Annotated in this window: 15 protein-coding genes; 7 read left to right on the top strand and 8 right to left on the bottom strand. The window is 38.7% G+C overall.

Annotation, left to right across the window (positions count from 1 at the left end; all coding sequences use genetic code 11):
- Window positions 1-27 precede the first annotated feature (27 nt).
- Both BIZ36_RS08475 and BIZ36_RS08470 read right to left on the bottom strand, forming a co-directional pair.
- Entirely contained in the window at window positions 28-1,119 is a 1,092-nt protein-coding gene (locus tag BIZ36_RS08475) for a DUF6807 domain-containing protein (RefSeq protein WP_286174667.1), read from the bottom strand.
- A gap of 36 nt (window positions 1,120-1,155) precedes the next feature.
- A complete protein-coding gene (locus BIZ36_RS08470) occupies window positions 1,156-1,755 on the bottom strand; it encodes a 3-keto-disaccharide hydrolase (RefSeq protein WP_187457457.1) in 600 nt (199 codons plus the stop codon).
- Window positions 1,756-1,908: 153 nt separating this feature from the next.
- Here BIZ36_RS08470 and egtB point away from each other — a divergent pair, with 153 nt between their 5' ends.
- Genes egtB through BIZ36_RS08455 form a run of 3 tightly spaced genes read left to right on the top strand, consistent with a single transcriptional unit; the run spans window position 1,909 to window position 4,390 of the window.
- Entirely contained in the window at window positions 1,909-3,069 is a 1,161-nt protein-coding gene (gene egtB, locus BIZ36_RS08465) for an ergothioneine biosynthesis protein EgtB (protein WP_187457456.1), read from the top strand.
- 22 nt (window positions 3,070-3,091) lie between these two features.
- The gene (egtD, locus tag BIZ36_RS08460; protein ID WP_187457455.1) at window positions 3,092-4,066 is read left to right on the top strand and encodes an L-histidine N(alpha)-methyltransferase; all 975 of its coding nucleotides are present in this window, start codon (window positions 3,092-3,094) and stop codon (window positions 4,064-4,066) included.
- A gap of 42 nt (window positions 4,067-4,108) precedes the next feature.
- Window positions 4,109-4,390, top strand: a complete 282-nt coding sequence (locus tag BIZ36_RS08455) for a DUF427 domain-containing protein (RefSeq protein ID WP_187457454.1) — start codon at window positions 4,109-4,111, stop codon at window positions 4,388-4,390.
- A gap of 60 nt (window positions 4,391-4,450) precedes the next feature.
- On the opposite strand, the gene BIZ36_RS08450 is transcribed toward BIZ36_RS08455, so the two are convergent.
- Both BIZ36_RS08450 and BIZ36_RS08445 read right to left on the bottom strand, forming a co-directional pair.
- Window positions 4,451-4,750 carry an isoamylase early set domain-containing protein gene (locus tag BIZ36_RS08450; protein WP_187457453.1) on the bottom strand — a complete coding sequence of 100 codons (300 nt, stop codon included), beginning with the start codon at window positions 4,748-4,750 and terminating at the stop codon, window positions 4,451-4,453.
- A 171-nt stretch (window positions 4,751-4,921) separates the two neighbouring features.
- Window positions 4,922-6,010, bottom strand: a complete 1,089-nt coding sequence (locus BIZ36_RS08445; RefSeq protein WP_187457452.1) for an aminotransferase class V-fold PLP-dependent enzyme — start codon at window positions 6,008-6,010, stop codon at window positions 4,922-4,924.
- A 69-nt stretch (window positions 6,011-6,079) separates the two neighbouring features.
- Between BIZ36_RS08445 and BIZ36_RS08440 the strand changes: the two genes are divergently transcribed.
- Both BIZ36_RS08440 and BIZ36_RS08435 read left to right on the top strand, forming a co-directional pair.
- The gene (locus BIZ36_RS08440) at window positions 6,080-6,472 is read left to right on the top strand and encodes a 2TM domain-containing protein (protein WP_187457451.1); all 393 of its coding nucleotides are present in this window, start codon (window positions 6,080-6,082) and stop codon (window positions 6,470-6,472) included.
- Window positions 6,473-6,520: 48 nt separating this feature from the next.
- The gene (locus BIZ36_RS08435) at window positions 6,521-7,024 is read left to right on the top strand and encodes a dihydrofolate reductase (protein ID WP_353616829.1); all 504 of its coding nucleotides are present in this window, start codon (window positions 6,521-6,523) and stop codon (window positions 7,022-7,024) included.
- Here BIZ36_RS08435 and murI read toward each other — a convergent pair.
- Entirely contained in the window at window positions 7,021-7,809 is a 789-nt protein-coding gene (gene murI, locus BIZ36_RS08430; RefSeq protein WP_187457450.1) for a glutamate racemase, read from the bottom strand. The two genes, BIZ36_RS08435 and murI, sit on opposite strands and share 4 nt — an antisense overlap.
- Before the next feature lie 5 nt (window positions 7,810-7,814).
- The gene (gene pafA / locus BIZ36_RS08425; protein WP_187457449.1) at window positions 7,815-9,470 is read right to left on the bottom strand and encodes an alkaline phosphatase PafA; all 1,656 of its coding nucleotides are present in this window, start codon (window positions 9,468-9,470) and stop codon (window positions 7,815-7,817) included.
- Window positions 9,471-9,578: 108 nt separating this feature from the next.
- Here pafA and BIZ36_RS08420 point away from each other — a divergent pair, with 108 nt between their 5' ends.
- Entirely contained in the window at window positions 9,579-10,316 is a 738-nt protein-coding gene (locus BIZ36_RS08420; RefSeq protein WP_187457448.1) for an MlaE family ABC transporter permease, read from the top strand.
- On the top strand, window positions 10,316-11,083 hold the full coding sequence (locus BIZ36_RS08415; RefSeq protein ID WP_187457447.1) for an ABC transporter ATP-binding protein: 768 nt from the start codon (window positions 10,316-10,318) through the stop codon (window positions 11,081-11,083). The genes BIZ36_RS08420 and BIZ36_RS08415 overlap by 1 nt, the downstream gene beginning before the upstream one ends.
- Before the next feature lies 1 nt (window position 11,084).
- On the opposite strand, the gene BIZ36_RS08410 is transcribed toward BIZ36_RS08415, so the two are convergent.
- Entirely contained in the window at window positions 11,085-12,557 is a 1,473-nt protein-coding gene (locus BIZ36_RS08410) for a DUF389 domain-containing protein (RefSeq protein ID WP_187457446.1), read from the bottom strand.
- A gap of 1 nt (window position 12,558) precedes the next feature.
- On the bottom strand, window positions 12,559-13,638 hold the full coding sequence (locus BIZ36_RS08405) for a mannose-1-phosphate guanylyltransferase (RefSeq protein ID WP_187457445.1): 1,080 nt from the start codon (window positions 13,636-13,638) through the stop codon (window positions 12,559-12,561).
- Window positions 13,639-13,710: the final 72 nt, after the last annotated feature.

Below are 13,710 nucleotides of genomic sequence, written 5' to 3'. Positions count from 1 at the left end.
CGGATTTTTTATGGTAATAAGTTTCTTCTACTTCACAAAATCATCATGCATGGTATTTATTTCTTCGGAAGAAACATCGCCGTTGGCGATTACAATACGGTGCTTAAAAGTGGTACTCTCTCCCTTTTTAAGCTCAAAATTGAGCGTCTCTTTGCCCTTGCTAAAGACATTCTGACCCAGCGGATTGGCGGCAAACAGTCCATAGCCACGAGAGTGCCAATAAGTAGGGTAGCCTACGTTGTCTTTATGGTCCATTACCACCAGGGCAATTTTTTCATCGCCGATAGTTGAATGCAGATTCACCCACTTCGATCGTTTGGCCCAAGTATCCAAGCCTTCAATACCATCTGAATTGATATAATTCCCGTTCACACCCTCATTATTAAGAACTGCCACAGGCGTTGGATTGCCACTGGCATCGGTAAAGACTACAGGCTCATCAGAAGGCAACTCCAAAGCTCTTGTTACCCTAATTCCCAACATTCCTTCTTTGTTATCCTTAAAGAGAACGTCTTCCTTGTTTGCCGTTAGCTTGGTAATTCGGTCAATGGTGTACACATTATCCTTTCCCCTAAAAACAAAAGTGGTGTTTTCATTTAAAAGTATATCGCCATTGGGCGCCTGCCATTCCATGGAAACTTTAAGTTGGGCCTCATCATCCCCATCCTCTGTTGCCTCAATAGATTTGTGTATAATGGTACCATAGTCTTCTCGCTTTTCAACAGCTATAGAGTCACTATTATTCCAAAAATCGAGTCCGTTTACATCTCCATAATTGAACCATACTCCTACGTGGTGTGGATGGTCAACGCGTTCGCCTTCGGAAGGTTCCAAAGGAAACTTTCTTGTAATTTTAGTACCCTTAGGGGTAACCAAGGGATATAGTACCGGTTTTTTAATGTTTTGTGGATATTGATATGAGGTAAACAGGTTGCCATCAATCATTACGTCTACCTTTTTACCTGCCTCATCTGCCACTAATTGAATTCTTTTTTTAGTTTCTTCCGGCATCGTGGTTTCTTCTTTTTTAGGTTCGCCTTTACACGCTATCATGCTTAAGGCCAAAGAAAATGTAATCGTTTGCACAATGGTGCGAAAATTTAAAATTCTAGATTTCATTTTATAAGAATTAAGTTGGTAGTTAAGTTTCATCAATTATTTTATTTCTCCGATTTTTATGTTTCTAAAACTGGCGGTCATATCTCTTCCGGGGTGCAACTGTAATCCGATCGGTCCCTCTTCCGGAACATTTTCAGAAGTATAGGTCACTACTTCCTTACCATTAAGCCATACGGTGTACACATTGTCAATTGCCTTTATTTTGATGGTGTTCCAGTCATTGGGCTTTAGAATTTCAGCGACACCTTCGGCTTCTACCGGATACCCCTTTCCAACGATATAAGGAGAGCCAGTCATATCTCTTTTTAGAGAACCTGAGATACCCATCTGAATTTGCTGTGCTTCCTCGCGCAAGAATATACCGGTATCTACGGTGCCTTCACCGTACAAAAACTCTGTTTCCACCACGAAATCGTTATAGTCTTTATCTGTCCAAAGAATAGATCCTGTTTGTTCAGGGTCGCTTTTTGTCTTTAGAACACCGTCATTGATGGTCCACCAAACGTTATTTTCAGGTTCTACCCACCCCTTAAAATTCTTGCCATTAAAGGCCTTCTTTAACTTTACATCTTGGGCCATGCCCCATTGAGATACTCCGAAAACCAAGAGCATCCCAAAGCAAACTTTTCTTAACATTTTAGTAGTTTTAGTTGTGATTAAGGCATGAAAATAGGGAATAATTACCAATTCCTTAATGCTATGATGTTGTTTATTTGGACTAACCTTAAACTTTTATGGGGTAATTTTAAAAAGTCCATTATCCGTACCTTTAGTTGAAATCCTATTTTGATGATACTTACCGATTCTCTACTTGACTTTTTTATAGAAACACGACAGTACACCGAAACAATTTGTAAACCATTGGAAACGGAGGATTACGTGGTACAACCTATTGTAGATGTATCTCCTCCTAAATGGCATTTGGGTCATACCACTTGGTTTTTTGAAGAGTTTATTCTTAAACCACATGGCAAGGAATATCAATTATATAATGAGGATTTTGCCTATGTATTTAATAGCTATTACGAATCGGTAGGAAAGAGAGTAGTTCGTTCCAATAGGGGTAATTTATCCCGTCCTTCCGTAAAGAAAGTCTATGAATACCGAGCGTATGTTACAAGGGCTATCAATGAAATGTTCCAAGAACCTCAGGAAAAATTCTTGAACGATTTATTGGAAATTGGTATCCACCATGAAAAACAGCATCAAGAGTTATTGGTTACGGACATCAAATACATTTTGGGAAACAACCCACTACTCCCTGTATATTCCAAGCATTTTTTGGAACATGAACCGGAAAACCACTTGCAGGAATGGATAACTATGGAGGAGGGAATCTATCCTATAGGTCACATTTCGGACTCCTTTTGTTATGATAATGAGTTGGGGAGGCACCAAGTATTTTTGCAATCCTATCTAATTTCCAACAAATTGGTGACCAATGGGGAATTCATAGAATTTATATACCATGGAGGCTATGAAAATTTTGAAAATTGGCATTCAGAAGGTCTCGATTGGATCAAAACTAATAACATCAGTTCGCCCTTGTACTGGCATTTAGTAGATGGAAATTGGTATCATTATACCTTAAAAGGCCTTATTGCAATTGATATGGCGGCCCCTGTTACCCATATTTCCTATTATGAAGCATATGCCTATGCCCAATGGAAAGGATGCAGGCTACCTACTGAATTTGAATGGGAAACAGCACAAAGTTTTTTTTCGTGGGGAAAAAGATGGGAGTGGACGGAAAGTGCCTACCTACCTTACCCTAATTATCAAAAAGCACCTGGTGCCTTAGGTGAGTATAACGGCAAGTTTATGGTCAACCAGAAAGTGCTGAGGGGAGCTTCCGTGGCAACACCCAAAAAACATTCAAGATCTACCTATAGAAATTTCTTTCAACCGCCCTTACGTTGGCAGTTTACTGGATTTAGATTAGCAAAATAATATATTTTCAACATCGCCTATTATGCAAGAAACCATATTTGAAATAAAAGAGACCCAATTTGAAAAGGACGTAAGAAAAGGACTGACCGATTTTCCCAAACACCTTTCTTCCAAATATTTTTACGACCAAAAGGGAGATGCTATTTTTCAGCAAATCATGCATATGCCCGAATACTATCTCACTGGATGTGAGTATCAAATTTTCAAGGAGAAAAAATACGAGATAGCCCAAATGTTTGCTGTAGGCGGACAACCCTTTAAGTTGATCGAACTGGGTGCAGGTGATGGCAAGAAAACCAAAGTTTTACTTCAAGAGTTTGTTCACCAAAATCTATCTTTCAAATACCAACCTATTGACATTAGCCACCATGTGCTGGAGGGACTAGAGAAATCACTTTTGGAAGAAATTCCCCAAGTCAACGTGGTCCCAAAGCAAGGAACTTATTTTGAAGCCCTTAAAGAGCTAAGCGACGAAAACCGCATGCGTAAAATAATTATGTTCTTAGGAAGCAATATTGGCAATCTCTTAGACCATCAGGCCATTCTTTTTCTTAAGGATGTTCAAAAGTTGATGAATACGAATGATTTGCTTTTTATAGGCTGTGACCTTAAAAAGAACCCTCAGACCATTTTGGACGCCTACAATGATGCTTCTGGAATTACGGAAGCGTTCAACAAAAATTTGTTATCAAGAATAAATACTGAAATGGATGCTGATTTTGACTTGGACGAGTTTAAACATTGGGAAGTCTACAATCCTGAAACCGGTACAGCAAAAAGTTACTTAGTTTCTAAAAAAGCTCAAAAAGTTCGTATAGGCCTGCTGGACTTAACCGTAAATTTTGAACCTTGGGAAACCATTCATACGGAAATATCGCAGAAATATGATGACACTTCCATGAAACGTCTGGCCCAAGAATCCGGTTTGGAAATCTGTGATGAGTTCACAGATGAACAACGCTATTTTAAAAATTATGTATTAAAAACAGTTAGGTAAGTTTTAAAATCTGAAGGCCACTACCGATTAAAATTGAATCTTATGAAAGCAATATGGAACGATGTAGTATTAGCGGAAAGTGAGGACACCAAAGTGGTTGAGAACAATCACTATTTCCCTGCGGATAGTATAAAGAGCCAATATTTTAAAAAAAGTAATACCCACACTACGTGCCCCTGGAAGGGCGTAGCGTCCTATTACTCCATAGTGGTAAATGGCAGGACCAATGAGGATGCCGCCTGGTATTACCCTGAGGTTAGCGACCTTGCAAGGGATATTAAAGGAAGAATAGCCTTTTGGAAAGGTGTAAAAATAGAGCCCTAATCATAAAAAGCCGGAACGAGTTTTCGTTACCGGCTTTTTAATTAGTTCTTTCTTGAAAAACTATACTTCAAGAACGGCGTTTTCCCCACCGGCATAGTCGTTCCATTTGTAACCGTCAGCTTCCGCTTCGTTTACATAATCTCCATCAATTATATATTTAAACTCGTAAGATGATTCTTTAGGAAATTCCAAAGTGCCCTTGAAGTTTCCATTCTTCAACTTTTTTAACGAACTGTCCTTACTTGCTTTCCAATTGTTGAAATCCCCAACAACCGCTACTTTTTTTGCATCCTCTGCAGGTACTGTAAAGGTTACTTTACAAACCGGTCTAGACTTTAAATACTGTTTAGTAATTGCCATGGTAAAAATTTTTTATTTGCTAATTGTTCTTCTGTTAAGTTTGAGCAAAACTAACATATTAATATCCTCACATACAAGGCTTAAGATATTTTTGTCATTTTCGCAATTATTAGATAACATTTAATTATTACGTTTAAAAAACACGCTAAGTATTTTCCTATAATTTAAGAACTAACTTGTTGATTGTAAAATTTTTAACGTTTCTTCAACATCTTCCTCCGTATTATAAAAATGAAAACTTAATCTAACACCATTTCCACGGTGGGAACAAACTAAATCTTTACTTTCCAATTTCTTTAAATAGGACGCATTCCCTGGAATATTAAAAATGGTGCTTAGCTCATTTCTAGATTTTATTTCTGCTGATAACAGGTTCATTTCCTTTAATCCTTCTATAGTTTTTGAACACAATTTGTTTAGATGGCTTTCAATAGTTTTCATACCTATTTTTTCCAAGTACTCTAACGAAAACTTTAGACTTCCAAAATTTAGAGTGTCCAAATGACCAGGTTCAAAGTGTTTGGAAAATGGAATATTATTTTTTCCTCCCAAATCTGCATTGGAGGCATAAAAACCCAAAGTTTTTAATTGAAATCTTTCCTCTATGCCATCTTTAAACAACATAAACCCATTGCCATAACCGGAAATAAGCCATTTATAGGCGCTGGCCCCCAATACGTCAATTGGAGACGCCTGAAAATTAAAATCAGCCGTACCACAAAACTGTGTTCCATCAACTATTATCAGTAAACTTGGATATGCCATTTTTACCTCTCTAAGAAAGGGCAGGCCTATCTTTATCCCGCTGGCCCATTGCACTAAACTTAAAGCCAAAACACTAAAGCTACCAGACTTCAGTTTCTTTAGAATATGGTCTTCTACATTAACATCCAAAAGCGCATAATCAACGTTAAAATCCCTACTTTCAAAAGGCCAGTTGACAGAAGGGTAATCATCCTTTACCAACAGAACCTTTTCATTTTTCGCAAGACCTTCCAATAAAATATTAAGAGCCAAAGAAAAGTTTTGAACCAAGGCCGTGTTCTCCAATTTACTACCAAAGAAAGAAGCAACGGTTTCTTTTACTTGCGGTAATAATTCTTGTGTTGCCCTCGTCTTAAAATTGCTTCCACCAATGAGAAAATCCAAATCATGTTCCTGCCTCCAGGTCATTAGGGGTTCGCTTAACAATCCTGCAGAAGCAGTATTCGCATATATAAATCTTTGTAAAACCGGAAAATCTTTGCGTACTTGTTTCATCTCTCTATTTTGGAACTAACTTATTGCCGTATATTTGAAATACGCACTATTGTAAAGATAACCATATACATGTTTTCAAAAAGCAATAAAAAAACCGAAGTGGAATTGGAACAGCATGAATTGCTGGAAAATGCGCAGACCCGAATCAAACAGAAAAAGCGGCTTTATGTTCACTTTGTTATCTTTCTTATTGGAAGTGTTTTTCTTGTTTTTATCAACAAAATATTGAACTATTGGGAAACGTATGATTGGTTTATTTGGGCCATTACTTTTTGGGGATTTCTATTCGCCATTCACGTATTTAATGTCTTTGTGACCCAAAAATTTATGGGAAAGGAGTGGGAACGGCAGCAACGTGAAAAATTAGTAGCTAAACAAAAGAAGCGTATAGCAGAGCTTCAAAAAGAAATTGAAACCGACTTTCCAGTGTCTAAAGTCAATAAGAAACCTTTGGAACCCTAGACTTACTAAATCTAAATTTTTTTCGGTTAAACTATTTAATCCATTTTTGTGAGAACCATTTGTATGATAGCGGCAGCGGCCGAAGATAACTCCCTAGGTAAGGACAATGATTTGCTTTGGCATCTTCCTGACGATTTCAAGCGCTTTAAAAAGTTAACATCGGGCAATCCTATCATCATGGGCAGAAAGACTTTTGAGAGCTTTCCAAAACCCCTTCCCAATAGAAAACATATTATCATAACCCGAGACACCAATTATTCAATACAACATACCAGCTGTGTTGTGGTTCATTCACTGGAAGAAGCCTTGGAACTTGAGAAGGAAACTGAACTTGTTTTTATCATTGGGGGTGGCGAAATATATAAACTAGCTGAACCCTATAGTGCTAAAATTGAGCTTACTAGGGTACATGCTACATTTAACAACGCCGATACTTTTTTTCCCGAAATCAAGGAAGACACTTGGCGATTGATAGCCGATGAGTTTCACCCAGAAGATGAAAAGCACAAATATGCTTTCACCTATCTTACGTATGAACGTAAACCGAATTAAAAATCACTCTTTTCAGCTTTATAATTCACTGAGGCTCCTTTTATGAAACCTTCTAAAACCGAAAGGTTTCCGTTTGTGTAGAGTTGATGAAATCCATTTGTAAGGGAATCTTTTAGAAGTTGGTTCTTTTCAAGAATTGATTTGGTCTGTCTGGCAACAGCCTCACCAGAATCTATAATTTGTACCGTCTCCGGAAGCAATTCCTTCAAAACAGGTATTAAATATGGATAATGCGTACAACCTAATACCAAATAGTCAATTCCCTTTTCGATCATTGGTTCTAAATAGGAACGCAAAAGTTCCCTTATTTCATGAGAATTAACCTTACCCTGCTCTATCAATGGCACCAAACCCTTTCCCTCGCGTTCCAATATCGTTATTCCACGCGCATGATTTTCAGAAGTACTATGGAAAAGGCTACTGGCCAAGGTTCCCTTGGTTGCCAAAACCCCAACGGTTTTGGATCTGGATTGCAAGGCTGCAGGTTTAATGGCAGGCTCTATACCAATAAAGGGAACATCAAAATTTTCCCGTAAGTAACCAATGGCGTTAGTAGTGGCCGTATTGCAAGCAACTACGATTATTTTTGATCCCTTATCAAGTAGTACTTTAGTGTTTTTAATACTTAGCTGAAGTATTTCTTCGGATGATTTTTCGCCGTAAGGAGCATTTTTGCTATCGGCCAAATAAACCGTATCCTCTTGGGGTAACAACTTTTGAATTTCGTTCCAAATGGATGTTCCCCCTACCCCTGAATCAAATATGCCTATGGGACCATTTTTCATCGTGCCTATTCCAATGCTTGATGAACTGGGCTTCCAGTTGCTCCATTAGGGAATGCAATGCCCAATAACGCCGATATGGTAGGTGCTATATCATCAATTTCAGTCCTTTCAACGGTACTACCTCTTTTCACACCCTTTCCAAAGAACAGTAGGGGTACATGGGTATCGTAAATTTGGGGAGACCCGTGGGTAGAACCGGTTTTTCCGTAACTAATAGTCCCGGGTTTTAGTACTACCAACACATCACCAGAACGTTTTTGATTATAGCCGTTTTGAATAATATAAGGTATTCCGTGGGTATAATTGTTCTGCCACATTTGGTAGGCGGTATAAGTTCTATCCACACCTTCATAGTTCAATAATTCTTTGGCTATCACCTCCTGTACTTCCCTAACATTTAAATCCAAATTTTTTATTACATCGTGGTCCAGAAAATATTGGTAGTTAGAAAAGTTTTTGATGATATCCGTGGTACCAAAGGTAAAATCCAAAAACTGTTCAAAGTTTTCTTTAAAGCTGTCCCATTCTATATAATTCGCTGGTATCTTTTGGTCCTTTAAATATGATGGAACCTCTATTGCTGCGTGATCCGCACTTAAAAAAACGGTATACGCTCCTTTACCCACTTCTTTATCAAGAGCCTTGAACAAACGTGCTAAATCCGCATCTAACCTTAAATAGGTATCCTGAATTTCTTTGGAATTTACACCAAACATATGCCCCACATAATCCGTACTGGAATAGCTTACGGCCAAGAAATCCGTATCGGCATCTTTTCCAAGGTTTTCAGCTTCCAAAGCCTGCAAGGCAAAATCTGTGGTGACACTGTTTCCAAATGGGGTAGCTTTCAACAGGTTGTATTCTCCGTTGGCAGCCCAAAGCTTTGGCAAATCATGAGGGAAAACTGGAGCCGTCTCTCCATCAAAAAGTCCTTCGTACTTATTATTGTCACTACCGCTTTCTATGTAGCTAGAAATTTTCTTTAAGGTTTCCCACGGCTTTTTATAATCATTAAGGTAATTACTGCTATTGAAATCATCAACCCACTTAGGAAGTGTATTCATATAATAGGAACTGGTAATCCATTTACCGTCCGCAAACCAGTAGGCCGCATTGGCGGTATGCCCACCAGGAAGTACGGCTCCCCTATCCTTCAATGCAATGGCAATAGTCTTACCTCGCATTTGCGTACTTAAGCGCACCTCATCTGTAATGGTAGTCACATTCATTCTATGCGGAGACATTTTACCATCATCCGTGGTGGTCCCAACAGAACTATAAGTATCATCAGAAGCACAATAAACAGATTCGCCGCTTTCCTTATCATACCAGTTGTTACCAATAATACCGTGCGTTGCAGGGGTTGTCCCCGTATAAACGGAGGTATGACCGGGCCCGGTACTTGTTGGCGCATAATTGTAATGATTGTTTTTACAGTTAAACCCCTCCTCAATCATTCTTTTAAAACCGTCGTCTCCATAGTGGTCCCAAAAACGGGTCAGGTAATCATATCTCATTTGATCAACGATGATCCCTACTACCAATTTGGGTTTCTCATTAAGCTTTAAAGGTTCATCTTTTCCTTTTTTCTGAGCATTGGTCGAAAGGGTAAAAATGCTAAAAAAAGCGAGTAAAAAGAGGATGGAAAATGTCTTGGGCATGTGTTCGATTTAATTGTGGCAAAAGTAAATAAATTCCCCCTTTAAAGTTTAAATGCAAGTTAAATCAATTCCTAATTGCTATTTTTACCAATAGAAACCAAATTTTGCATGAACTACGTAGCATCTATTGGCAGCTACGCCATTATGATAAAAGAGGTCTTTAAAAAACCTACCAAGTGGCGTATAATGAAGTCGTTGATTTTGAAGGAAATAGACGAGCTTATTTTTGGTTCCTTAGGTATTTTAATTTTTATTTCCTTCTTTATTGGAGCCGTGGTTGCCATACAAACTGCCCTCAATATAACCAGTGAACTTATCCCAAAGAATCTTGTTGGTTTTGCCACTAGACAATCTATTATTCTTGAATTTGCCCCAACTTTTTGTTCCATCATCATGGCGGGGAAAGTTGGTTCCTACATTACCTCGAGTATAGGAACTATGAGGGTTACAGAACAAATAGATGCTCTGGAGGTTATGGGTGTTAATGCACTTAACTATCTAGTATTTCCTAAAATAGTCGCTCTTTTAATGTATCCCTTTATCATAGCGGTCTCCATGTTCGTTGGTATTTTAGGCGGCTGGGTAGCGGCTACTTTTGGAGGCCACAGCACCAGTGCCGATTTTACCGAGGGACTAACCTTGGATTTCATTCCATTTCACGTGACCTATGCCTTCATTAAAACATTGGTCTTTGCTTTTATTTTGGCAACCATTCCTTCATTTCACGGGTTTTATTTAAAAGGAGGCGCACTGGATGTGGGCAAGGCCAGTACTACGTCTTTTATTTGGACGAGTATTGTCATTGTCATTTTAAACGGAATATTAACCCAACTCCTGTTAGGCTAATGATCGAGGTAGACAACATTCACAAATCTTTTGGAGACGCACATATTTTAAAGGGAGTTTCCACTACGTTTCACAAGGGACAGACCAATCTCATTATTGGCCAAAGTGGATCGGGAAAAACCGTTTTTCTTAAATGCCTGTTAGGTCTTCATAGCCCTGAGGAGGGTACCATAAGCTATGATGGAAAGGCCTATAGCAAATTAAACACAGACGAAAGAAGAAACCTTAGACAGGAAATGGGAATGGTATTTCAGGGAAGTGCCCTTTTTGATAGTATGACGGTTGAAGGAAATGTTAGGTTTCCCCTTGAAATGTTTACCAAACAAGCAAAATCCGAAATGCAAGACCGTATCGATTTTGTTTTAAAGAGGGTCAACTTGGTAGACGCCCACCATAAGTATCCCTCAGAAATCTCTGGAGGAATGCAAAAAAGGGTAGCCATTGCACGGGCCATAGTCATGAACCCAAAATATCTTTTTTGTGATGAACCAAATTCAGGACTAGACCCTAAAACGGCCATTGTCATAGACAATTTAATTCAGGAAATTACCGAAGAATATGAAATCACTACCGTCATCAACACGCACGATATGAACTCGGTAATGGAAATTGGCAAGAAAATTATTTTTCTTAAAGATGGATTAAAAGCTTGGGAAGGCACCAATAAAGACATCTTTAGAACGGATAATGAGGCTGTTACCAATTTTGTATACTCCTCTGACCTTTTTAAAAAAGTAAGACAAATGTATTTGGAAGAACGCAATTAATTTATTGCGCATTACGAACCTGTACCGTTGTATCCTTTAATCTAACTTTTAACCACTGAAGCATTTTTTTGTTCTCGGCAGCTCTTTTTGCCGGCGACAGACCTTCTTTCCAAACAGGTTCGAAAATAGAAAGGGTATCCACCTTTTTAAAATCGCTTCTGATGGCTTTCCCATATTGGAGTGAAACCAAGTTATCATAATTGGCCTTTGCCTCCTTTGTGATATCCATAAAAGGGATTTGCTTGGATTGTGTTCTTCTCAAACGCCCCACTTCAGCCTCCAATAAAGCTATTTTTTCATCCTTATTGGAAATTTGATTTTTTTGGGATTCATAAAGTTCATTAACATATCTCAACTGGTCCACTTGTTCATTTTGTCCACCTTGGATGACATGTAATTCGGTATTTCTAAGACGGGGAAAATCATCATCTTCCTTTAGCATTGTATTCCAGGAAGCGATAATGTTAGGCGGAATATTTTCATTCCCCATACAGACCACCTCAATAAGTGGATTTTCACCTTCATTGTATTCTATAGTGGTAAAATTGTTCAAAAACCTGCCTCCACCCGTGAATTGGTACTTGGCAATGGTGGCATCTACAAACTCAGCTGCCTGCTTTTTAAAAATAGACTCTTGAAATACCTTGTAAAAAGTATATCCTGCTGGCACCATGACCAAAACAGCTACCGCGGAAGCAATTCTAGCTATACTCCTACGTCTGGCAGAATTGGCGTACCTCACCATGGGGAATTTCAACAACTTAATGGTCAAGAAAGTTGCTAAAGCAATAAATATGGTATTGATTATGAAAAGGTACATAGCACCAAACGCATAACCCAAATTTCCAATAGCCAGTCCAAAACCAACCGTGCAAAGGGGCGGCATCAACGCCGTTGCAATGGCCACACCAAAAATAACACTGGCAATGGTGCCCTTTTTCGCCCGTGCAATCACCAAGGCCAGACCACCAAAAAAAGCGATAAGAACATCCCGAATATCAGGAGCAGTACGCGCTAAAAGCTCAGAAGATTCATCTTGTAGCGGAAAAAACTCAAAGAACAGATAAGCGGTAAGCACACTTAACCCTACCATTACCCCAAAATTCTTAAGAGACCTCCTTAGTGTATCTATATCATTGATCGCCAAAGACATTCCCAATCCCAAGATAGGGCCCATAAGAGGAGAAATTAACATGGCCCCTATAACCACTGCAGTAGAATTGGCATTTAATCCAATAGATGCAATGAAGATAGAGCAGATAAGAATCCATGAAGTATGACCCTTAAAGGGTATATCTGCAATAATCGCCTGTTTGGTCGCATCTTGGTCCGTATTGGTCCTAATGTCCAATAACTCCCTAAAAAATTTACGCAAATTCTCCCAAAGACCCTTGGCGTCTTTCTTTATAGCCTCTGCACTTTCTTTTGGCTCCTCTGTAGGGGTAATATTATCCTGATTTAATTTTTCGCTCATATTATGCGTAAGAATCGCCAAAAGTATCCTTCACCTTGGCCAGTACTTTTTTAATATCCTGTTCCTTTTCCTTTGGATAAATTAGTAAAACTTCCTCTTTATCCACTATAATATAATCCTTTAATCCATCTACGACCACCACCTTATCCTTGGGAGATCGAATCATATTGCCAGACGCATCCTGCGCCAACACTTGGCTATTTACCACCGCATTATTGGAGGTATCTTTATCCAATTTATCGTATAGAGAGCCCCAAGTTCCTAAATCATTCCAATCAAAAGTAGCAGGTAGTACATAAATGGACTTAGAATTCTCTAAAATGGCATAATCAATGGAAATATTTTCTGCCTTTGGATAATTCTCCTTTATATATTCCCTTTCCTCAGGAGTATTATAACAACTCATTCCAGAATCGAACAACTCAAACTGTTGTGGCTGGTACTTTTCAAAGGCATTGACAATTGTCTCTACACTCCACATAAATATACCTGCATTCCATAAAAAATTACCCTGTGCGAGAAATTCCTTTGCGGTTTCATAATCTGGTTTTTCCCTAAATTGATGCACCTTTTTAAGACCCTCTCCACTATTTTTATCAAACTCGATATATCCAAAACCCGTATTGGGAAAAGATGGTTTTATACCCAAGGTGCAGAGCACTTCTTCCTTTTCACATTTTTCAAAGCAGGTGGTTACATCTTTAGCGAAGGCTTCTTCGTCTTCTATCCAATGGTCACTAGGAGCTACGATCATAACCCCATCCGGGTTCATTTTCTGTATTTTAAGCGCGGCATACAGGATACAGGGTGCCGTATTACGCATGGCTGGCTCCAATACTACTTGAGATTGCTCTACCATTGGTAATTGCTCCAACACTAAATCATTGTAACGCTCATTGGTGAGTATAAGAATGTTCTCCGTTGGTACGAATCTATTTAGGCGCTTAAAAGTTTTTTGAATAAGCGTATCTCCCGTACCAAGCATATCATGAAATTGTTTGGGATAAGAGGAGGTACTAATAGGCCAAAATCTAGATCCCACACCACCGGCCATTAGGACTGCATAATAATTCTTATTCATAGTTGTTTGGATTTAGGGCATGTTTGTTGAGTGATACCTTTTAATTGCCCCTAGGTTCATATTTATTAATAG

Origin of the sequence: Cytophaga sp. FL35, assembly GCF_014349235.1 — a bacterium.
Taxonomy (GTDB): domain Bacteria; phylum Bacteroidota; class Bacteroidia; order Flavobacteriales; family Flavobacteriaceae; genus Euzebyella.
Note: the sequence above shows the minus strand (reverse complement) of the source record. Positions and strands in the feature narration are given on the sequence as shown.